Source organism: Bremerella alba (assembly GCF_013618625.1).
In the GTDB taxonomy this organism is placed as follows: Bacteria; Planctomycetota; Planctomycetia; order Pirellulales; family Pirellulaceae; genus Bremerella; species Bremerella alba.
The window spans coordinates 181,093-203,619 of the sequence record NZ_JABRWO010000005.1 but is presented as its reverse complement, the minus strand read 5'-3'; the positions used below and the strand labels follow the sequence as shown (position 1 = coordinate 203,619).

At 53.4% G+C, this 22,527-nt stretch carries 18 protein-coding genes; 3 read left to right on the top strand and 15 right to left on the bottom strand.

The genetic code is table 11. The features are described from left to right. Window positions 1-1,149: 1,149 nt before the first annotated feature. The 3 genes from HOV93_RS10480 (at window position 1,150) to HOV93_RS10470 (ending at window position 3,773) form a co-directional block, all read left to right on the top strand. Window positions 1,150-2,154 carry a DUF1559 domain-containing protein gene (locus tag HOV93_RS10480; RefSeq protein WP_207396580.1) on the top strand — a complete coding sequence of 335 codons (1,005 nt, stop codon included), beginning with the start codon at window positions 1,150-1,152 and terminating at the stop codon, window positions 2,152-2,154. A 115-nt stretch (window positions 2,155-2,269) separates the two neighbouring features. Then, the gene (locus HOV93_RS10475) at window positions 2,270-3,283 is read left to right on the top strand and encodes a DUF1559 domain-containing protein (RefSeq protein ID WP_207396447.1); all 1,014 of its coding nucleotides are present in this window, start codon (window positions 2,270-2,272) and stop codon (window positions 3,281-3,283) included. Between the two features lie 67 nt (window positions 3,284-3,350). Then, window positions 3,351-3,773 (top strand): hypothetical protein, encoded by a 423-nt coding sequence (locus tag HOV93_RS10470; protein WP_207396446.1) that lies wholly within the window; start codon window positions 3,351-3,353, stop codon window positions 3,771-3,773. A 152-nt stretch (window positions 3,774-3,925) separates the two neighbouring features. On the opposite strand, the gene HOV93_RS10465 is transcribed toward HOV93_RS10470, so the two are convergent. The 15 genes from HOV93_RS10465 to HOV93_RS10395 form a co-directional block, all read right to left on the bottom strand. Continuing rightward, on the bottom strand, window positions 3,926-5,389 hold the full coding sequence (locus HOV93_RS10465; RefSeq protein ID WP_207396445.1) for a DUF1501 domain-containing protein: 1,464 nt from the start codon (window positions 5,387-5,389) through the stop codon (window positions 3,926-3,928). Window positions 5,390-5,399: 10 nt separating this feature from the next. After that, entirely contained in the window at window positions 5,400-8,174 is a 2,775-nt protein-coding gene (locus HOV93_RS10460) for a PSD1 and planctomycete cytochrome C domain-containing protein (RefSeq protein ID WP_235990135.1), read from the bottom strand. A gap of 259 nt (window positions 8,175-8,433) precedes the next feature. Continuing rightward, window positions 8,434-9,972 carry a LamG-like jellyroll fold domain-containing protein gene (locus HOV93_RS10455; protein WP_207396444.1) on the bottom strand — a complete coding sequence of 513 codons (1,539 nt, stop codon included), beginning with the start codon at window positions 9,970-9,972 and terminating at the stop codon, window positions 8,434-8,436. Further along, entirely contained in the window at window positions 9,969-10,502 is a 534-nt protein-coding gene (locus HOV93_RS10450; RefSeq protein ID WP_207396443.1) for a sigma-70 family RNA polymerase sigma factor, read from the bottom strand. Before HOV93_RS10450 ends, HOV93_RS10455 begins: the two co-directional genes overlap by 4 nt. Window positions 10,503-11,005: 503 nt before the next feature. Beyond that, window positions 11,006-12,106: a DUF1559 domain-containing protein gene (locus tag HOV93_RS10445; protein WP_207396442.1), complete on the bottom strand. Its 1,101-nt coding sequence runs from the start codon at window positions 12,104-12,106 to the stop codon at window positions 11,006-11,008. A gap of 317 nt (window positions 12,107-12,423) precedes the next feature. Further along, window positions 12,424-13,527 carry a tRNA-queuosine alpha-mannosyltransferase domain-containing protein gene (locus tag HOV93_RS10440; protein ID WP_207396441.1) on the bottom strand — a complete coding sequence of 368 codons (1,104 nt, stop codon included), beginning with the start codon at window positions 13,525-13,527 and terminating at the stop codon, window positions 12,424-12,426. A 42-nt stretch (window positions 13,528-13,569) separates the two neighbouring features. Beyond that, entirely contained in the window at window positions 13,570-14,091 is a 522-nt protein-coding gene (locus HOV93_RS10435) for a tetratricopeptide repeat protein (protein WP_207396440.1), read from the bottom strand. A 13-nt stretch (window positions 14,092-14,104) separates the two neighbouring features. Then, entirely contained in the window at window positions 14,105-16,255 is a 2,151-nt protein-coding gene (locus HOV93_RS10430; RefSeq protein ID WP_207396439.1) for a type II secretion system protein GspD, read from the bottom strand. A 25-nt stretch (window positions 16,256-16,280) separates the two neighbouring features. Further along, window positions 16,281-16,961, bottom strand: coding sequence for a hypothetical protein (locus tag HOV93_RS10425; RefSeq protein ID WP_207396438.1), 681 nt, complete (start codon window positions 16,959-16,961; stop codon window positions 16,281-16,283). A 61-nt stretch (window positions 16,962-17,022) separates the two neighbouring features. Beyond that, window positions 17,023-17,571: a type 4a pilus biogenesis protein PilO gene (gene pilO / locus HOV93_RS10420; protein ID WP_207396437.1), complete on the bottom strand. Its 549-nt coding sequence runs from the start codon at window positions 17,569-17,571 to the stop codon at window positions 17,023-17,025. Continuing rightward, entirely contained in the window at window positions 17,568-18,299 is a 732-nt protein-coding gene (locus tag HOV93_RS10415) for a hypothetical protein (protein ID WP_207396436.1), read from the bottom strand. Before HOV93_RS10415 ends, pilO begins: the two co-directional genes overlap by 4 nt. Continuing rightward, window positions 18,296-19,363 (bottom strand): pilus assembly protein PilM, encoded by a 1,068-nt coding sequence (gene pilM / locus HOV93_RS10410; RefSeq protein ID WP_207396435.1) that lies wholly within the window; start codon window positions 19,361-19,363, stop codon window positions 18,296-18,298. Before pilM ends, HOV93_RS10415 begins: the two co-directional genes overlap by 4 nt. Before the next feature lie 65 nt (window positions 19,364-19,428). Next, entirely contained in the window at window positions 19,429-20,058 is a 630-nt protein-coding gene (locus HOV93_RS10405) for a pilus assembly FimT family protein (RefSeq protein WP_207396434.1), read from the bottom strand. 4 nt (window positions 20,059-20,062) lie between these two features. Beyond that, the gene (locus HOV93_RS10400) at window positions 20,063-20,305 is read right to left on the bottom strand and encodes a hypothetical protein (RefSeq protein WP_207396433.1); all 243 of its coding nucleotides are present in this window, start codon (window positions 20,303-20,305) and stop codon (window positions 20,063-20,065) included. Between the two features lie 19 nt (window positions 20,306-20,324). Then, entirely contained in the window at window positions 20,325-22,526 is a 2,202-nt protein-coding gene (locus tag HOV93_RS10395) for a LamG domain-containing protein (protein WP_207396432.1), read from the bottom strand. Window position 22,527: the final 1 nt, after the last annotated feature.

Here is a 22,527-nt window from a genome sequence, read left to right as displayed (position 1 = left end):
GGGTCAACGATTGTACGGACATGCCGACGTGTGAAGGGATATGAGTGAATGCCGTTCCGAAAGCGATGAAGAACGTTGAATTAAACGTAGTTGAGTCCAAGACTTATGCTGCTTCAGCTAATTCATTCTCTTGGGATTGAGGTTCGAGATTCTTTTCTTCAACTGTGTTTGTAGCGATCAGGTGATAAGCAAAGACGGCTTGGGTTTGGCCAATGTAGTGGGTGCGGTCAATTGCCTGAGACTCGATGGCTAGGTACCACCAAGGGGCAAGTTGATAAACATAGTTGGCAGTGGTTAGGTTTAGCCTAGTGCCTCCGGCTTTCAATCAGATCAAGAACACAGGGCAGTCCGTATCGTTCTGGAAACGCTCAACTCGCGACTGGCGATTTTTCGCTTTCCATCCAGATATCCGTAAGGAATCTCGGCGTTAACGAGTCGGTCTTTCACAATGGCCAGCCGCTTGCCGTAAGCGGAGAAGTGCTTGCAGCACTTGAATCTACCCACTCGAAATTATTGTCCTGCCGCCTTTCTTTCAGCCTTCGCTTCTGGGGGCATTTCAAACACTAGGTACCTTAAAAAGCCCTGAGTTCAGTGCTGTATCGACTGATCGTTAATTCCGTAGTTCCGAGGCTGTAACAAAGTTAAGTGCCCCTCAAAATAACTTCCTCGTAGTCTGGCACGTGGGATTTTATTATTTTTCTTTTTTTCTTCGTAAAACGAGTGCTCTTCATGGAAATAAATCTGGGACTGCCTTAAGCCCCTAGATCGAGAAGCTTCTAGCCAGTTGTTTACTAAACGAAAGAGACCCAATCTGGGAACGTTTCGTGAGATGGCCGTTTCATCCTTTTACGCTTATCCAACCACTCATCCAAGTATTAGAACATTTAATGCGTAGTTCCCACATTTCGGCATACCTGCCTACGCTGTGGCTTACGACGCTAGATGGCGATATTCCACGTTATAGGAGGAGATATTCGCCTAGCTGAAACTGCTGTTGAGGTCTGGTCGGGCACAAAACTCGACAGACTTCATGTCGGCATTAGAAAAATAGCTAATAAATCTGCTGCAGGTAGTTTGCGTGGGAAATAACGTCGCTTTCCCCGAATTCCGCAGTCTTATCCATTTCCTTTTCTAATCGGGAGCCATCTTATGCGCATACGCAATGACCGAACTGGCGGGTTCACGCTCGTTGAATTGTTGGTGGTCATCGCCATTATTGGCGTGTTAATTGCCTTGTTATTGCCTGCTGTCCAACAAGCGCGAGAAGCGGCGCGACGTATGTCGTGCTCGAACAATCTGAAGCAAGTCGGGATTGGATTGCACAACTATCACGATACGTTTGGATCTTTTCCCTATGGAGTTCGGCAGGGGTATTCCAGCTCGTTCGGACCTTCGTTTTGGGGCGGAATGCTCCCGTTTATCGAACAGGCGTCTCTTTACGACCGATTGGATTTAAGCGTCTCCAATAGTGGGTGGAGTGCCAACAGCGGTGTGCTGACCGGCCATGCTCCTACGACGCTTGTCTGTCCCTCGTTTGCCGGCGACGTCGATACGACTCCCAAGAATCCATCGTGGGATTCGGCGACCACTTATATTGGTATCGCCGGAGCCGTTCTCAACAACGCGAACTTTACCGAATCGCGTACTGCGACGGGATTTGACTGTTGTTCACACTCTGGCGGACACAATAACGGCACGACCGCAGCTGGTGGCATGTTGATTGCCAACAAGGTCTTGCGATTCAAAGACGCAACCGATGGAACGAGCAACACGCTGGCAATTGGTGAGTTGGGGGGCCGAATGTATACCGCCAACTCAAGCTCGTACTCCGAAATTGCTGGCTCCAACGTGTTGATGCCCGCCAGCGGTATTTACCATGGTTGGTTGATGGGAACCAACGGCGCGGGAACTCCGACCACGCAGCGCGCATTCAATCTCACCACGATTCGCTACGCCCCCAACACGCGGAACTTCGATCTCGATGGAATCAACGGCAACTATGGTCCGAACAACCCGTTGCTTTCCGATCATCCCGGCGGAGTGATGGGCGTGTTTACCGATGGTCATGTTGAGTTCATTTCAGAAACCATCAATCTCGACATTCTGAAATATCAGGCAACTCGAGACGATGGCCAGGTGATTCCTGGAGCGTAGTTCTTTTCTTCGACAACCATTTCGATCATCGCCGGCCAGGTTTCCTGTCGCCGGTGATCGCCGTTTGTGCTTCATATCTTTTCGACTCACTCATGCCAATCGCAAGGAACGTGGTATGTCTACCAAGAAGACCGATGGCGGATTTACGCTTGTAGAGCTTTTGGTCGTCATCGCAATTATTGGAGTTCTGATTGCCCTTTTGCTGCCGGCCGTTCAGCAAGCACGTGAAGCGGCACGAAGGATGAGCTGCTCAAACAATCTTAAGCAGATCGGTATCGCCCTGCACAACTATCACGATACCCACCTGAAGTTCCCCCTTGGCGGATGGCGATCGACGGCCTCGACTTCGTCTCCGTTTGGAACCTCGTGGTGGGGAGGACTCCTGCCGTTCATCGAGCAAGCCGCTCTCTACGATCGCATCAACTTCGAAGCCGATCGACCTGGCTGGAGCGGCAACACATCTGCTCTGACAGGAACTTCTGCCAATGGGATGGTTTGCCCCTCGTTTCCTGGTGAAACATCCGGCTGGAACAATCGAAGCTGGGACTCTGCAGCGACCTATATCGGTATCGCGGGGGCGGTGCTTAACAACACGAATTTCACCGAATCACGCACGAACTCAGGCTTCGCTTGTTGTTCCCACTCGGGAGGGACGAATGACGGCATCATTGCCGCAGGCGGAATAATGTTCCCCAATCAATCGGTCGGTTTTCGTGACGTCACCGATGGCTCGAGCAACACCCTGGCTGTCGGCGAGTGCGGGGGCCGCATGTTTACCGCGAACTCCGGCTCCTTGACGAATATTTCAGGGTCAATGGTTTTGGTAACGGCCGGGGGACAACATGGTTGGTTGATGGGCTCAGAGGGAACGGGAACGCCGCCTGGGTATTCGAACCATCGCGCGTTCAACATCACGACCGTTCGCTACGCTCCGAACGAGAAAAACTATGACTTGAACGGAATCAGTACCAACTACGGTGCCAATAATCCGTTGATCTCAGAGCATCCTGGAGGCGTCATGGCTGTCTTTGTCGATGGTCATGTCGAGTTCATCGCAGAAACGATCGAACTCGATGTTTTCAAGTATCAAGCGACGCGAGATGACGGCCAAGTGGTTTCTCAGAATTAACGTTTACGATCGAATCAATTATCTGAACTCCCGAGAAGCATCGGGAACATTAAGAGGGAATATTGACGTGAAACGATTCAGCGCAGCAATTCTATTACTAGTACTCGTGGTCGCGGGATGTGAAGAGGCCAAGTCCGGCTTGAAAGGGGTGCAGGGCAAAGTTACCGTTGACGGTCAGCCAGCTCCCGAAGGGTCACAGGTTAGCTTCAATATGGTGGGTGAGAGCTACACGTTTACGACACGAACCGATGCGGCAGGTGAATATGCTTATCTGCCCCCTCCTCAAGCACCTTTAGAGCCAGGGGAATACGAGGTGGCTATCTTGCCTCCCCCAAGTCAAGCAATCGAGGACGAAACGGGACTATCGGTCGAAGTGAAAACCAAAGGTGCTCCGAAGAGCTACGGCAAGTTTTCGAATCCAAGGTCGAGTGGTATCAAAACAACGCTTGGCGGTGACGTCATCACGCTTGATATAACGGTTGAGACGTAACGGCCCTGGAGTGTCTAAATAAACACAAAGATCCGGTCAGAGCTATCTGGCCGGATCTTTTTTTCTTATCTTATCACCGGGTGCCGATACCCAGCGTGGTCGTAGCCGGCTTTGAAGCTACAGATAGAATGGCACCGCCCTAGGAAGACGATCTATCCCAAGATCTCGTGAATGATGTGTCCTTCCACATTCGTGAGGCGTCGATCGATTCCGTTGTGGCGGATGGTAAGCCGCTCGTGATCGAGTCCAAGCAGGTGCAAGATGGTGGCGTTAAAGTCATATAACGGGTGGACGTCTCGGACCGCTTTTTTTCCAAGTTCGTCCGTGGCGCCATGACTAATGCCTGGCTTCACCCCGGCCCCTGTCATCCAAGAGGTAAAGCCATCGGGATTGTGATCGCGCCCTTGCGATCCTTTTTGGAACATGGGCATGCGGCCGAACTCGGTACACCAAACCACCAGGGTGTCTTCCAGCAAACCCCGTTGTTTCAGATCGCGAATGAGTCCCGCAGCCGGTTGGTCGAGAATATGAGCATGCTTGTCGTATTGTTGCTTTAACTTGTTGTGCCCATCCCAGTTCAGTTCACCTCCACTCGCGTAGGCGCCATTGAACAACTGCACAAATCGTACGCCTCGCTCGACGAGTCGCCGGGCGAGAATGCAGTTTTTGGCAAACGCGGCTTTGGTCTTATCGGGCGAGTCGGCTCCATACATCTTCAAGATGTGCTCTGGCTCGCTTTCCAGGTTCGTTACGTTGGGCACACTCAATTGCATCCGCGCAGCCAATTCGTAGCTGGCAATACGTGCGGCCAGTTTTGAATCGTGCGGGTTTTCCTCTAAGTGACGTTGATTCATCCGAGCAAGAAAGTGACGCGTCGCATCATCTTCCGCAGGGGAAGTATCGTAAGGCTTTAAGTGATGGATTGGCCTGGTGGCACTGAAGGTTGTCCCTTGAAACGCAGCAGGCAGGAAACCCGGGCCCCAGTTGTTAGAACCGTTCTGAGGAACACCGCGGGGATCGGGAATAGCGACATAGGCCGGCAACTCTTGCGTTTCGCAGCCCAGAGCGTAAGTCACCCAAGCTCCCAGGCTAGGAAAGCCGTCGAGCACGGAGCCCGTTGAAAGGAAGTTTTCCGCGGGGCCATGCGTGTTACTGTTGCTCGTCAGCGAATGAATGAACGTGAGATCGTCCGTTAGTTCGGCCAAGTGAGGTAACATGTCCGAGACCATCTTGCCGGTTTGCCCTCGGGGGCGAAATCGGTATTGCGGTCGGGCCAGGTTTCCGGCGGGTCCCTGAAATGTGACGGCCGGGCCATTCTCCATGGGCATGCCGTCCCTCTTTTCAAGTTCGGGTTTATAGTCCCACGTATCCAGATGGCTCACGCCACCGGCGCAGAAGATAACAATTACATTTTTTGCAGCCCCTGAAAAGTGCGACGAACGGGCCTGGTAAGGGCGCGATGGATCGATCGATTGTTCATCTGCCGCGAGCAGGCCTTCTTGTCCCAGCAAGCTTGCCAGCGCTATGGCCCCCAGGCCACTAGCGGCACCGGTAAGAAATCGACGACGATCAAGCCAATTGATGGCAGGCGTGACTTGAGAGTGAGGTGGTAACATGCTCATTCTTTCAGCGGATAAACAAGAATTCGTTGCTGTTGAACAAAACGCGACAAAGCGATGCGAGTCCATATTGGTCGACTAGCGAGATTGCTTCGGTTTGCTCTTGCGGCGTAGGTGGTCGCATTAGAACACGCTGGTAAGCCTCTTCGATCTGCTGAGGAGTATCCGTGTGTTGATCTTTCAAAAGGTCGGCAAACACGCGCGACTGGTCGATCACAAACCGGCTGTTGAACAAGTTAAGCGCTTGAATTGACGTGGTTGATTCCCGCCTGCGAGGCGTGCTTTGCCCATAGTCGGGACAATCGAAAGCTCCGAACACGGGATCCCTTTCTCGGCGTACGCGGTGCGAGTAAATCATCCGGCGAAGGCCATCTTTGTCGAACGATTTAACGGGAGAGAAACCAGACAGCCCGCCACGTTTGTCGAAGAGGCTAAAGCCTGGCCCCCCCATTTCTAAATTGAGGTTTTCGTTGATCGCCAGAATAGAATCACGAATCACTTCACCCATTAGACGTTGGGGAGGGTAACGCCAGAGCAGCCGATTGTCGGTATCGATTTCGGCCGCCGCCTGGTTGAAGGAACTAGCTTGGCGATAGGTCGAGGATAGAACCAGCAAACGGTGCATGTGCTTCAGCGACCAGCCACTACGCATAAATTCGGCACTAAGCCAGTCCAGTAATTCTGGATGCGACGGCGGGACACCGTTATGACCAAAGTCATTGGAAGTCTCGACCAGCCCCAACCCGAAGTGCCCTTGCCAGATTCGATTGGCCATCACTCGCGCCGTTAAAGGGTTGTTCTCTGAAACAATCCAATCAGCCAGGGCGAGGCGTCGCTGCTGTTCATTCGAGTCTTGCGGCAAGGTCGTAGCGCCAAAAAGATCAGGCACGGATGGGCTGACACGTTCTTTAGGCATTTCTGGGCTTCCTCGCCCTAAGATACGGATCTCGTCCGGTTCGCGAAATGTGCCGGCAAAGACCGCGCGGCTATTTGCCAGTTGGCTCAATTTTCGAGTCAACTCGTCTTTTTCATGAATTAGTTGACGCACGTGGCTCTGCTTGTTCTCTGCGAGTGAATCAATATCAACTGGGGTGTGACTGTTCTTTTGCGGATCGAAAGGATGCCGGTTGGCTGAGTTGGCAACGCTCTTCCAAGCCCCTTTCTCGTCACGAACTTCAATGACGTACTCCATGGCGAGCCGATCAGAAAACTTGCCTAGGCGATCACGTCCCCAGACAACCTGTTCGATCAACTGAGGCTGGGCGAACTCTACCGTGACCCAGCCTCCGCCAACTTCGTTCGACATCCAAGTGCTGGAATTGCCGTAGTTTCCGTCATTGATCAGTCGAAGTTCATGGCGATTTGGCGAGACGTTGTTTCCTGAGGAAGAGAGTTTTGCGCCCTGTTCGGCCAAGGCAACGTTAACCCCTTCGACATTGAAGATTTCCAATTCGTCGATACAAGGTTCGTAGCGATTGGTCGCTTGTACTTGAAATCGAACCTGTTGAGTGCGAACCGGCGTAAAGCGATCGATGTTCTCGTACGAATTGACCATCGGGCGGGGCGCGGTGGAATCGGCTAGTGGGGCCACTGTCGCAATTTGCAAATGCAACTCGCTTCGGCGCTGGCTCCAACGTTTGCGTTGATCACGCTGCATATCCCCCAGGGGAATTTCAAACTTGCGGTCTTGGTACTCAACCCCTGAAACGAATGCCTGCATCTCGTAGTAGTCGCGCTGCGAGATGGGATCGAATTTATGGTTGTGACATCGGGCGCAGTGAATCGTCATCCCCAGGAACGATGTCCCGATGTTGGTCACGATTTCATCGATTGAGTCCTGTCGGGCCAAGCGTTTGGAAGCTTCGTCCTTCCCTATTTGTCCCGACAAGAGAACCGACGCAGTGACGAGAAAACCGGTTGCTGCATCGGCGTTCATCGTATCGCCGGCAAGTTGTTCGCGAATGAACTGGTCGTAGGGGACGTCTTGGTTGAGAGCCTCGATTACGTAGTCGCGATAGGGCCACGCGTTGGGCCGTTCCGTGTTGACCTCGAAGCCATGCGTGTCGGCGAAACGCACGACGTCTAGCCAATGCTGCGCCCACCGCTCGCCATAACGCGGCGAAGCGAGAAGTCGGTCGACCACACGTTGATAGGCTCCTTCGCTGTCGTCATTTTTAAACGCTTCCCATTCCTTCTGCGTAGGGGGAAGCCCGACCAGATCGAAACTAACCCGACGTAGCCAATCGGCACGTGATGCGGCCTTGGATGGCGAGAGGTTCTGCGCTTCGAGTCGAGCGAGAACAAACTGATCGATGGCATTCTGTGGCCAATCGGTACGTATGACCTGAGGAACTGTCGTGTCTTCGATGGGACGAAATGACCAGTGGTTGGTGGGATCCGCCAATTCGACTTCGTCGACACCATCGGGCCAGACAGCCCCTTGCTCGATCCAGCGGCGAAGCATGGCAACCTCTTCTGAGGTAGGCGTCGGCCCCTCCGGAGGCATCTGCAGGTCGGCATCTTCGTCGGCGATGAACTGCCAAAGGGGGCTTTCTTCGGGCTTGCCAGCCAGAATCGATTCGCCGTAGAGTTCGCCCCCTTTGAACGCCTCGGAACGCACATCCAGACGCAGCCCACTTTTACGAACGTCGCCAGCGTGGCACTCGTAGCAGTGCTTCTGCAGAATTGGACGGACGTCGTGAACGAAGTCGATCGGATCAGCCAAACAAGTATTGCTTGCCAAGCAGATAAGGCTGATTGCCAGGACAAACCAACGCATCATAAAATTTCACCGGGGTAAACAATGAAAACGAGTTGCTCACCTTAGAGTTTCCATTGCAGCGTCATTTTTAACGCAAATGATTCTAGTATTGGTCCCGAAATCGCGTCCAAATTGAAATGGCGTGGGCCATGCGTATCTGTTTTGCTGAGACGTGAAACACAGACGCATGTCAGTTTTACAATGAACCGATGCACATACCCCGACCAAAAAGTCGGGGGCACGACGCATTTCATCGGGGCGTCCGGATTAGCCAGATTCCTTAGCGATAAGGATTGCCGGATGCGAAGAGTTGTTCCATCTCGACGTCGGACATGGCACGACCAAGAATCAGCATTTCGTCAATACGACCACTCAATGTGCGGTCGTTCGTGTTCCAATTGCCAATTTGAGCTGGCCCCAGACGAGCAGGATGTGCTCGAGATAGTTTCGATTCGCTGTCGAATTGGCCATTGAAATAGAAGCGGACCGTCTTTAGGTCGGCATCGTAAACGGCGGCTAAGTGGACCCAGCGACCTTGTTCGGGCAACACGCTCGTTTGCGAATCGGGAAACCCTTCCTGTGCGAGGTCTTCCGGCGCCAGCGTATTATCTCGGAGGGCCAATCGCATGGTCGTCAATCTTGTGACCATCCAGTGAACCTGTCCCTTGTTGGTAACTTCCCAACCATCGGTATGCAGAAGCGAGTGGTATGGCTCTCCCAGTTGATCGAGGCGAACCCAGGCGGCCAGCGTTAATTGCGGCCACGAGTGTTCTCCACCAACGTCAAGCTTCATATGATCGCCAACATTCACAAACTCAGCCGCTTGAGAGCCTGGCCAGCGGCCTTGAACGCTACGGTATTTTCCCGGATGTTTTTTTCCGGTGTCGAAATCAAGTAGAGCAATAAGATCGGGGTCGTCTCGTAATTGCCTCTGAGCTAGTTGAGAGCGTTTTGGTTGACCGGCTTGAAGGGCTGCATGCAGCGAATCGACTTCACCAGGTTGAATAAAGGCGCCCGATCGAAAACTGCTTGGGGTTCCGACCGCCGATTGCAGGCGAAAAGCCTGGTTGTCGCGAAGATTGCGCAGGTTGCCACCTTCGGTTGATTGGGCAATAACTTCCCCCTGAAAGACATGGATCTCGGCTTCGCCTTCTTCCGGCATGTCTACGCCAAATTTTGTGCCCAGGTCGATTGCCTGCCCGGTCGGGGTAATCACCGTAAACCTATGAGCTTCGGGGGGCACATCCGCAGCCAAGCGACCATGTTTCAAATGGAGTCGCTGAGCTGATTCAAAGTAGAACAAAGCCGGTGCTTCAATCACGATCCTCGCGCCGCGTGGGGTGACCAATTGAACCGTTCCGGCCTGGATGAAATGAGATTCCGCGCCTAAGGTCATCCCGGTCGACAGCCCTTGCGCTCCGGCCGCGTATTCTACAATCGCATACTCACGGTTTTCAGCAAACCATGAAAGTGTTCCGACGATTACCACCAAGCTTGCCGCGATCACTAAAACCAGGCTCACCCAAGAGCGGTTACGTTGGGAGTCTACCACGGATACGCTGGCTTCTTTCGGTTGTGGGGCAAGCGGTGCATTGGCAGGACCTGGCCACTGGTAAGCGGCGTAAGCCTTATTGGCTTCCCCCGTGATCTCTTCGGAGGTTTCCATGAGAACCGAATCGAGATTCAGTATTTCTCGAAAAGAACGGCGGGCCTCGGGATCGTTTCGCAATCGCTCGTTGAGTTGGAATACCTGCTCGGGGGTCGCGCGATTTTCAAGATAGTCCTGAACGTCGTGTTGAAAGCTGTCGTCATTACTCATGGATTCGCCTCGCTGGCGAGTTGACGTTGCACGCATTCCAACAGCATCTGCCGAATACGGTAGAGCCATTGGTAAAAACCGGCTGTCGAGCGGCCGCTTGTGGCCGCTATCTCTTGGATTTTCACGTCGGGACTATAAGCATTTGCTACCAGCGAGCGTTGTTCGCTGGGAAGTTTTCCAAAACAGGACCGTAAAGCGAGTCGTTGCGCTTCGAGATGTGAGTCTTCCTCAATCGACTCATCCGCGATCATCGCGACGACATCACTATCGAGCACCAAGCGTCGTCGGCCGTTGTCACGCAGCCAGGAGAGAACTTTGTATCGGGCGAAGCCAAAGGCCCAGGACCGAAAGTTACCCTCTTCATGAAACTCGTCAAATTTCTCCCACAGTACGATCGCCACTTCCTGAAGGATGTCATCGCAATCGGCACGCGAAGGAACCAATCGGCGCACGTAAGCCCGAATTGCCTCTTCATGGCAAGCGAACTCGCGGACAAAGCGTGCATTTCGACTGGTTTCGCTCATCAGCATGTTGTGAGGCTCTCCACATGTTATTTCCAGCCTGCGTAAGCATTTAACGGACTTTTTGAGCCCGATTTAGAGAAACGGATAAAAGTATGAATTGCAATCATCGCTGCGAGTTTTTTAAGGGAAAAACTGCCGGTAGGTACTGCGAAATGCGTTTACGGCGCGAAAAGGGAGAAAAGAGTCTTTCGATATGGCATCACTGGCTTTCCAGCGTATTTTAGCCAAACTCGTCGCCGGAATTCTACTTGTCGTCCATGAAAATGGGGCCTTGTTAGGCGAAGTCCCCTCAGCAAAGGGTGACGAAGTAAGAGCAAAGTAGTTAGCCAGTGCCATGGCACCGATTAGAAGTCATCGCAGGATGAAAAGGCCGCTTGTTAGAGGGGTGCGGCGGAGGGAGATTACAAGAATGATAACTTGGGTTCAGGCACGCAGCCTTCAAGCCCGCGCGGATGCGGGCTTGAAGGCTGCTTCACTTGTCGACATTTATTACTTGCTGAGAGGGACGATTAGAATTCGCCCAAAACCTGACCGTCATCTCGGAGGAGCAAGTTTAAGAAGGTCGTTAGTTCAATATTGTTGCTGATGAAACGAGCCGAACCGTCGCACTGAGCGATACCGACTACGCCGGTATGAAAGCTATAGGGTTGGCCAGCGTTGGTGTGCCCGATGAACTTGAATCCGCACTCATCAATAGCAGCTTCGTTGGCGGAATCGTGCGTAGAACAATCCACACTTAAAGAATCGTTATAAGGCGAAAGCGGGTCACCGTTGACGCCTCGACCGGAAGCACGATTAGAGGTACTCGCATCCAGGTTATCGGCTTTGTAGGCGGTCATTTTGTCGCCCTGGTTGCCAGGCCATGCCAGCGAATCGGTTCCGACGATACGTCCTTTTACGTATCGATTCGGGGCGCCTGCACGCTCGTAGAACAAAATCGTATTGCTGAAACCATCGGTGATTTGCGCGGCTCTGGCACCTTTCCAAGTCGGGTTCGTACCGCGAGAACTCGGTGGACTGGTAGCCGTGTTGTAATTCATTTGCGGGGTACCGTCCTGATACCAGAGCGTATGGCCGGCAGGACGAACATTGGGAATTCGCGCGGTAGAATAGTCAGTCGCTCCCGCAAGGTACCCATTCGACTCGATCTGTCGCTGACCCGGCGTGCTAGGGCAAACGTAGGTTGGCAGGACGTTCTCAAAGGCCTCCGTCAATTCCGGATGCCAGACATCGTTATCCCATTTTCCGTTGTAGTATTGGGACGGATCGGTTGTGTTGGGATTGTCGTCAGGGCGAGCGGCGTTGATTTGGTTCGACAACGTATTCTGCTCGATAAACGGGAGAATACGCCAGAGAAAACCGGTTCGGTTGTATGGGAAGTGTCCGTAGGTATGCTCGAATTGAACGAGCCCCAAAGAGATCTGCTTTAAATTGTTCAAGCATTGGGTTCGACGGGCAGCCTCGCGAGCCTGTTGAACGGCGGGAAGCAACAGAGCAATCAAGATCCCAATGATGGCGATGACCACCAATAGTTCGACTAGGGTAAACCCATTACGGGAAGATCGAACCACAGGTAGCGCGCAAACCTTCGGCATGGTAGTCGTCGGCATGACCTACATATCCTAAAAAAATAAATGGCAGGTTAGCACTGAGAACTATTCACCATGGCTGGATGGATCTGGCTAAGTGATCGGTTGCGACTAAAGAGAATCGACAACGAGAATCAGTCTCAGCAGTGGGCTAGATACTATCGTATCGCCCCCCACACACAGCCACAACCCCCCTCGGAAGGACTGGGTAATGAAAGCGGTTTAATTTCCTCAAATCACCGACCCGAGCCTGAATTCTCCGGATGCCGATTGGTGTCTCCCTTCACCGGGGGGGCTAACGCGGCGAGGATCAGACAGTCAAGAAGGAAACACCGTTTCTAAGCCTTGTCGGTGACTGACTTCAGACGTTCGTCGTAGACGGGTGCCAGTTGTGACCATTGCAGTCGGTCGAGCTTCAAGGCAACCAACGCTGTTTGTTGCTGTACGGCCTGCTGGAATGTTTTGTCTTCTCGTAGCTTTTGCAGGTGAGCGATTAGGCCAAAGGTTGTGCCGTCGTAAAGTAGGCTCGGCTGCTGGTCAACCAGCTCCGGATATGCCAGACGGCTTGGGAGTACCGGAAGGTTTCCGGCGAGGATCGCCTCGGCTGCGGAGATACCAAAGAACTCGTGCTCGGCGGTCGACACGAAGATGTCGCTAGTGCACAGCAAGCGGACGTAATCTTCATGACTGGGGAGAAAGCCCCACTGCTCGATGTGATCTGCCAGGACTTCGCGGGCCTCGCTAAAGATGGGCGGGCAGTCGCGGAACGACTCGCCGACGATGCTCAATCGGAACGGAAGGCCGTCGTCCTTCAGGCGGTACATGGCGCGGAAGAAGCTTTCGGGGTTCTTGTCCTTTTCCCAACGAGCCGCCCAGACGATATGCGGACATTGCCAGTTGTGCTCTCGCTGGCTAGTTTCGATCTCTGGCAAGCCGGGCGAAGCGATAGTCGTTTGCCCAAACGCGTGATCTAAGCGACCTTCCAACGTGAAGTCGGGAAACTTCTTCAGAAACGCCCTGCACTGCTGGAAGAACTCGGTGCGATGGTAAGCCGAGTTAAACCACGCCTGATCAGCAGCCAGAAGAGTTTGGAAGTTATCGAACGCGTAGTGGTAGTCTCGCTGCGCTCGGGTGTTGTCCGGATAGGTGAGCTGGTTTTCGTGGAAGTAGACGACGGCCGGAAGCTGAGCGATCGACTGCGGGGCGAGACCACGAAAGACGGCCAGGTTCAGCATGTCGCTGCAGAAGATGGCATCGAAGTGTGTGTGCGGAAGGCTTGTGACTTGCTCGGCGAAGGTGATCGCAGCGTGCCGCATTCGCCATTTCCAGTGATGGGCCGGCAGCGTTAAAAGGGTCCAACAGTGTTGGCTTTGCGTGATCCAGCCATCGAGGAAAGCCTGATGACTGCCTCCGAAATAGGGCTCGAGCGCAAGAATGTTCATGACGCATGGCTCGATAAACGAAGGTCGCTGGAAGTTTAGTACCTATCGGATGGCCCTGCCTGGGGCATTGTCGCGGATCTGACTGAGTTGGATTAATGAACTGTCAGGCGAAAGTTCCGCTGCCCTTTGAAATGCGAGCATCGCGGAAACCGAATCGCCGGAGAACTCGAGTGCCATCGCGTGCAAGTGATGCAGGTTGGCGTCGGCCGGGTGCTTTTCGAGAACTTTCTCGTAGAGTGCTGCCGCTTCGACGAACTTGTCCTGACCCATGAGGACTTCGCCGCGAATCAGATGCATCTCTTTGCAGTGAGGATCGATGTTTTCGATTTCCGCCAACACTTGCTCGCAGTCGTCATATCGGCCGGAACTCAACATGGCAGATGCCGCTTGAAGACGCGACTTCACATGCCGCTGGTCGACCAGGCGGTGAATCTCGGCCTTTCGCTCGCGATGCTCTTTGCCGGGATCCATGAATGCCTCGCGGATTGCCGGCGAAATGGCACAGCCGATACTTTGAGCAGCTGAGACAACCAGGATCAACATAGCGACCGAGCGTGTGGACATGGAGACTACTTAACTATTGATGGGGGACGACCCGTGGATTGGGAATCAAATGTGGCGGTTGGTATCCCGGCGTGGTGGGTACGCCTGATTCGATCTGATCGAGATGCCACGGCGATACTTCGACTCCATGGGGATGATTCCAGGGAGCCAGGCCTTCTTTCAAATGGCTATGAACCGTGCGGTCACCGAGGCCGGTTTGGGTGACGATATCCTCACGCAGGGCGACTGCTTCGAGCAGTTGATTATCGTAATGGATTGCCAAGTTGACATACCGCAATGCAGAATAGGCATCGCCGGTAGCCCAGGCCGAGGTGGCCAGACGATAGTAGTTACGACCGATATGCCGCTTGCTGAGAGGGCTCATCTTGTCGGCGCTGTATTCGTGTTGAATCTCGAACAAATCGCGAGCCTTCTCGCCGTCGTTTGAAATTTGATTCGGATCGACAATCCGTGGCGTGATCAGAACAATCAGTTCCTGCCGTTCCAATTCTTCAGACTTTTGGCGAAAGAGAAGCCCTGCCCCGGGCAAGCTACCGAGATAAGGAATCTGAATCGATCCCTTGGTTTGGCTGCTTTTGATCAGGCCGCCAATGATTACCGTTCGGCCGTCAGGGCACATGATGTTGGTTGTGACCTGGGTGACGTCTTTATCGGGAATGGTCAGGCCTGACTCGACGCGGACCTCGCCGGTTGAGATTTCCGGATGGACATCCAAGCGGATCATGCCGTCTGTGGTGATGAATGGCCGGATACGCAGTTGGGTACCCACTTCCAGGAACTCGACCGATTGGGTCGAGGCCGTTTCGGTGACGGTTGTACTGATGTAACCTTTCTGCTGACCGATCAGGATCTCGGCCTTTTGTTTATTCAGCACTAATAGCTGCGGTGCGGCGATCACGTTGGTTTCGCCAACCACTTCCAAGGCTTCCACGAACAGCGATAAATTGGCATCGAGGTAGCCTAGCTTGAGGCCCCCATCGCCCAGGTTTAAGTCCGGCAAAGGGAACCCAGAGACCAGACGAATGTTGTCATTTTGGCGAAGCGCTTCGAAGCTAACGCCCATGTCGAGCGAGTCGTCTAGCTTGACGCTGAGAATCATCGCTTCGATGGCGACTTGAAGCGGTCGACAGTCGATCTCGAGAATGGCTCGGTCGATCTTGGCGAGGTTTTGTTCGTAATCGCGAATGATCACCGTTTCTTCACCGGCGTAATCGTCGGAGCCTGGGTTGTTCGAGTCAGGCGAGATGCCGATTTTCGCTTCGGTAGAAATACTGATCGTGCCGGTGCCTTCGGTAAGCATGGGCGTGATCAGTGTTTGCACTTCGGTCGCACGGATGTACTTCAGGCGATAAATACGTGTGCCGACCTTATCGTGCAAACGTTCCATGCTCTGCATGTCATCTGGCGTGCCGACATAGATGAAGTCTCCGTCTTGCTGCATCACGTACCCGGTCGATCGCAAGATGGCAGCAAGTGCCGTGCGAACGTCCACTTTGGTCAACGAAGCAGAGACGGTGCCTTGCACGTTTTGGCTCGGTAGGATATTGAGTTGCCCTTGTTCGCTGAGTAGTTCTAATACTTCGCGAATATCGCTGTCCTGAATGACGATGGTCAGCTTGTCGTCCCCTTCGTCCGGAATGATCCGAGGCTGCGAAGGACGGGGCAATAGATTCGGATTGGGGCCCGCAGCTGGGACTTCTTCTGCTGGCAGAGGAGCTTGTGTGGCGGTGGTTTGGGCTTGCGGCACCGGTACGACCGGCGGCACTGCTTGGCTGACTTCCATCTTGGAAGTGGCGACTTCCCGCATCGAGTCGATCGCCTTGTTGAGCACGTCCCACGATCGATTCTGGGAGTCGGCCATCTTCTGCTGCGAGGTCTGCGAGTCTTCTAGTGTTTTCTTGATCGCTTCGATGTCGAACTCTTGCGTGACGCGCGGTTCGAGCTCGATTTGCGAGGCTGGCCGGACTGCCGGATCGAAGTGAACACTTGACGTTTTAACAGATACTTCAGGCTTGGCTTCAGCAGGCTGATCGACCTGGGTTTGTTGGGCCAGAAACTTGGGGAGTTCCCACTGAGACAAATCGCACGACTCCAGGAAGATTGCCAAGGCAATTCCTCCGAAGGTACTGATGAACAGCAGCGATAGAATTAGGAATTTTTTCATTCGACTTCCATGTCGATTGAGGATCTCAGTTCTCGGGGGAAATCAAGTGTCCGTTGCGGAGGACCAACCTTTGATTGGGCTTCAACGGGGGGTCGTCGATAGGCAGTTCGTGGACTCGCTGAGTTCCTTTCAGCAAGACGCCCCATGAATGCACTTCGACGAGCGTGTATCGGATATTGGCATCGCTGACGCGAATGGTGTCGCCGACACGATAGTTTTGATTATTAACTCGGGCAATGGTGACTCGGCCCCCAACGATCACGGAACTGACCACCAGGCCTGCGGTTTCCGGCGGAACGTCAAGGCTAGGAGTCGAATCGGACGTAGTATTGGTTGCCGTCAGGACTGTTTCTGGTGGTTGTTCCGGGTAAAACGGATCAAAGTCGCTTTGACGTAAGGTTCCCTTATTCATCCAAGGGTCGTCGCTAATCTGCTGGGCGATCGACCGCCAATCCTTTATGACGGCTGGGACACTCTCGGCGATCGCAGGCACTTCCGGGGTGGGAAGCTGTGTGGCCTGAGGTATTACCAAGTCGTGTTCCGCCGATTGGCTCGCCACAGGACGGGACTTGCCCCCAAACCATTTCTGCACGAGGGGGTACCAGAACCAGATGGCGACCAAAAGTAAACCACCCAGAATCGCTGCCTTAGCCGGATTCCGTTTGATTTCTTTCGTCAGTTGATTGGTTGTTTTTTGTATGTTCACGGTTGGGATGAGACACTAGCGCATCTCTTCTTTCGTCTTATCGGAATACGGAATAGTCTTCCTAATGCGAATTCTTTACCGAGACGATAAAAGCCTCAAATTCCATCTCACAGGCAAGGTCGCGCAGTTGTTCGTTCCTGGGTGCTAGCTCAACTCGGCGGAGCCAGATCTTATAAGGGAGCTGCTCGATCCGGCCGATCAGCTCGTGAATCTCTTGAAAAGTCCCCGTGCATCCCAGGCGTACCGGGATCCGCTGCACTGCTTGCATGTCGGTCGATTGGCCTGGTTCCAAGCGAAGTGCATCGGTGCCAGCTTGTTTCGCATGCTGCGAAATTTCGCCCAGCATCTGGCTGAGATAAAAGTTTGCATTGGGTACTTCTTCCCAAGCTTGGGTGTAGGCGTTGACGTCGCCCAGCTCTTGGTCGTGACGCTCGAGCTGTGCTAGCAGCGAGTCTTCCTGATCGACGAGAGACTGCTTGAGCTCGAGGGAATCATGGGCTGCGGCAATGCTCCGGCTAAGCGGCAGGTAGACCAACATGGCAAACGCCACGAGCAAGCCTAGCCCTGCCAGCAGAATCGGTGTCGAGTTCTTAGATAACTGGAACTTCATCGAATGCCCTCCTGGACGGGTGCGGTCTCGATCGTTCGTCCCATTAATGCTTCGAAGTGTGTCAGGTAGCCACGCTTGACTTTGACATGAGCGGTGAAATTCGAGAACTCGCTGCCGTCGGTTTTTTGGTGGGGATCAATCGACTCGATCTTCGCCGATTCAATAATCTCGGCTTGATGAAGTGAAGCGAGAAAGGTGTATAAGCATGAGGTGTCGTCGGTGGTCCCTTCCACTTCAACCGTGCAGCGATGCGCTTTCACTTCGTCGATTAACTGCTTGAGGTCCAACTCCATCGGATGACCTTGGGGTGCCTTTTTGCCCTTTTCCGAGGGAGGTTTCGCGTTGGTACTGGCTACCTGTTCGACAGTGACTTGCACCCGCGTGATCGCTATCTCGGTAGGCAACGGATTAGCAATCGCCGCGATGATCTGCGACTTCGGGAAAGGGTGGTCGAGGAAGGTAAGCAGCTTGGCATGATGCCGTTTGACGACAACTTCACCCCGTCGTTGATCGACCTCTTGCATTAGCTGCACAACTTTTTCGTGCTGGTCATCTAACGCCGCAACCTGTCGTTTCACCGAATGCAGCGAAGCCAGTTGGTACAAAAGTACCGAGGACATCCCCGCGACAATGACGACGATCAACAGCAGACGCGAGACCTGAAAGTTGTGGCTCTTCTGTTTTTCGCGATACTTCTTTGGCAAGAATTCAATTTCGTCGGAAGTCATTTCGATCCTCCCAACTGCCGGGCAGCCAGCCCAGCGGCGACATCCCATTGAGAGCGTCGTCCGAAGTTCTGTGTTGATTCGTAAATTCGTAGTGGATCGCCTAGTTCAGTTTCAATGCCGGCGACTCGCTGTAATTCGGTTCGGAGCGATTCGGTGGCCTCCCCGCCTGAGAGGACCATGCGTACCAGGGGTTTGCCGCGAAAGGTCACGCTATGGTAACGAATGCACATGGCGAGTTCGTTTTGCAATCGCTCGAGTTCATCACGCATGCCGTTGATGACACTCCGCTCGACCTCAGGCGTCTGCTGCATCCGGCGACGATCCGAGTTGTGTTTCCGCAGGTTGATAGCATCGGACAAGCTCATATCGAGTTGCCGAGCGACGGCCTCGTCGAAGTGCCGTCCGCCGACATCAATGTATTTTACGAACAAGGCTTGCATGCCTTGGGCGATGATTACCAATGTGTTGGTATAGCCGACGTGAACATAGATGACGCGATCGTCTTGGTCCGCTTCGCGTCGATACTGAGTGGTGAACGATCGCAGGATGGCCATCGGTTCGACATCGACGGAAACCGGACGGAAGCCGCTTTTTTCGCAGGTTTCCAGCAAAGCTTCGAGTCGGGGGCGGAAGCAGGCCATGATGATCACTTCACGCAGGATCTGCTCGCCCTGACGAATGTCTTCGGACTCGACAAAGCGAATTTCCGCGTCGAGCATAGAATAGGGAATGCGGTCTGCCGCTTCCTGATGAACGAGGTTCGATAGCGCTTTCGAATCGTTCTTGCCTACACGAATATTGTGAAGGAACAAATCACGCTGGTGGATGCAGATGATCGCGTCGTGACCGCGGAAATTGCGGCCCACTCGAGCACGCTGCAGTGTTTGACTCAACGATTCCAGGTACGCGTCGAAGTCCTTCTCGGGAGAGATGCCCTCGGGAAGGTCGATCGAGGTCGCTTCTTGGATCGACTCATAACCCTTGGCAAACTGGACCATCTTGATCGATTTCGAACCGATATCGATGCCGATTGGATTGGAACGAGCTAAGGGAAGCCGAATCATGGTAGCCGTTTGGAAGCCGGAAGCCTCGCTACTGACGCGGCCGACTCGATTCGGTACGCGTTAGATCAGGTCGAGGCGTTTACGCTGGAAATAATTGGGGCCGCAGTGGTGATCTCGCCAATGGTTGCCAGTCCGGTAACCGGATTGATTTCGATTGGTAAGAAGATATCCTCCGCCCCAGCCTGGGAGGAAAGCCAAATAATTGTAGGTTGCTTTCGCGTGGTCTGGCCGAGCGTGTCGAACTCAATCGAAGTGACCTCTTGAGGAGCTGGTTCGTCTGTAACGATTGCAGCGATCTTGGCGCCCGATCCGACATGAGGGAAATCCGAAAGCATAACGATCAACGACTGCGAGTCGTCGGAAGGTTTGCGAAACGGATTGTCAGGCAGGTCATCGAGCGAGGTGTTCGAGCCAGAATGTGTCAGTACGTATCCATTTCGAACTTTCTGATACGTGATCAGATACGTTGAATTATTGGAAATGGCAAGCGATCGCGCATAGTCGATATCGGCTGCGACGATCTGAGCTGCACCACGTACTTGATCGGGCGCTGTCGCACCAAACTGAGGAATGACCGTGGCGGCCAGGATCCCTAAGATGGCGACCATGATCAAGATCTCGACAAGCGAAAGCCCCCGACGCGGTCGAGTGGGACGCGAGCTTGTGGTCGAACGATGGGGCGTATTACCGAGCATGGATTTACCGGGACTGCGTGACTTGGACTTTCAATTTGCCCGACTTGAGCAATTGGTTTTGTTCGCGGATCAGTTGATTCGATTCCTGCAAAAGGCGAATCATGGTTTCCCGCTGCTGCACCGAATTTGCAAACGGCTGCTTCGTTTCCGGCGGAGCCGCGTAACCTTGCGAATACCACCATCCACCTGCCAGGCAGATGACGTTAACGATTACCAGTAGTTGCCAGCGTTTTTGTGAGTCGTTCATGGTCAAGTTCCTAAATTGATCAAATGCCGCCGTCGTCCTTCCAACGGACGAGTTCCCAAACGAGGCCTGTATCGCTGTCTCCCTTTTGATACACCGGTTGGCTCAGGTCCAACCATTGGTAAGTAGGAGGCGTCTCAGGCAGATCGATTTTAACGTTATTCTCAAATTTCGCGCTGCTTGTATCGTTGAGCCAACTAGCGAAGTTGGCCGACGTGTTAGCGTGTCCCATGTTATTCGTAAAATTGGTTAGGAAATGCGAAGAATAGGCGGCCACCGATGCCCAGTCGCTCCGAGCATGCAGTTTGAATTCGTCTACGTATGCCTGGCCGGTAAGCTCGAAGGTTGAGTCGTCGTACAGGTTTTCGATTTCAAGGTCTCCGAGTGCCGCAATCGCGCCTTGGATGGTTGCGTTGACATCGTAGCTGGCCTGGATGTCATCCGCCGCAACGAGAGCAGGCAACTGATAGAGCGTCGAATCGCCGTCGAGTGCCGGTAAGTTGACGCCGGTGATATTAACCTCGTTTCCGTTCACGCGAATATCGCTACCAGAGGTCTGGGCAATCAACGTTCCGCGAATGGTGGCTTGGTTTGCTATCGAGACGGTACCGGTACAGCGAAAGATTCCCAAGGGGTTGGTGTCGATATCTGGTTCTAGCGTCTGATAGTGAACCGTCGAACTGACCTGGGGAATGGTGTACTCTTTGCCGCCAGGATAAAGTCGGTAGGTCGATCCGCTAATGGTGGAACTGCTTATGGAATTGGCGGATGTCGACTGATGGTTAAGGTTGCACCCCAACTGGCGACTAACGCTGAGAGCGGTGCTCAAATCATTGCGATCACTGGAAAGCGTGACATCCCCACCAAGCGGGCGATAGTCGCCTAGGCCGGCATCGGCCAGGCTTCGGGTGGCCTCCAAGTAACGTGATCGGGCCGAACCAGGAGGGTTGTCGCCAATCCAGGCCAAGATGTCGGTAGAAGATTGGGGAATACCATGCGCCGTCCATGAATCTCTCAGACTTCCATTGACATACAACTTCATCTGGTCGCTGCTAGAGTTGAACGTCAGGGTTAACAAAGTCCACGAATTGGTTGACAAAGATCCACTGTTGGGGATCTTTTCGTAGAAATTGCTAGAGGTCTTCAGGCGAACTCTCGGATAGGAATTTCCGCCACTTCTTGTCGTGCTAAGCATCCATTGATGGGCATAGGAGTCGGTATGCGTAGCTTTGGAAAAAATACGCCCATCTTCGTTATTGCCGGTCAACGTCATCGGCATGACCCAGGCCATGATCGTGAAGTTGTAGGGGTTGGGTAGCGACATGTTTCCCAATTCAACGCGGCCGGACACGCCATCTAGGTAAACGGCTTTGTTGCCACCACCGACATCGATTCCGGGATAGACACCACCCATGTAAGTTCCGTTTCGTGAACCAGCCGAGTCGGCCGCAATAGTCGCCATGGAATCTGATTCGTTGAACCGCCACCAATGCCGAATACCTGTCGTCGAGAGGGCACTCGCCAGCGACGAGTTGGTTAGATTGCCAACGAGTCCAATCAACAAAAGTTCAAAGCCGCCCATGTCTCGGTCGTAAATGACGATTTCATCGATCAATCCGTGGAAAGGTCGATTGGTCTTTTGCCAGTCTTCGCAAAGATCGAGCTTGCCATTGATGAATGTATTGCCATGAACCTGGTTGGGCGCTTCAAGCGTGTTAGTGCCGGTCCCAAAGCTGTACATCGAATGTCCCGCAGCGGCCGCATAGCTGCTGGGATTGGACTGGAACTTACGCCGTACAAGCTGCACCACAGCGCGAATCTTATACTGAGACCGCACCGTGGGGTTGGTCGAATCAAACGCGTATCCCGTCGAGACAACCGTCACGCGAAAAGGCTTTTCCGAGTAGTAAGGATCGTCGGATTCCAGCCAGGCGTCACCTGACTGGTAACTTACCTGATAAGAACGATTGGACCCCAGATCCATTTGCAGTATTGAATCGATACCGTCCCAGTCGCTCTCGTACATTTCACGCACGCCGGCGGAAATGCCCGAAATGGCCGCTTGTCGAGCTTCGGCTTGACGGCTCATATTCTGTTGGATCTGACTGGTTGTCGATTGCACACGCATCATCGAATACGACAATGCCAGCGTCACTGACAATAACGCCAGAACAATCACAACGGCAAAGCCTTCGCGGCGGTGGCGATTCGAATGAATGTCCATG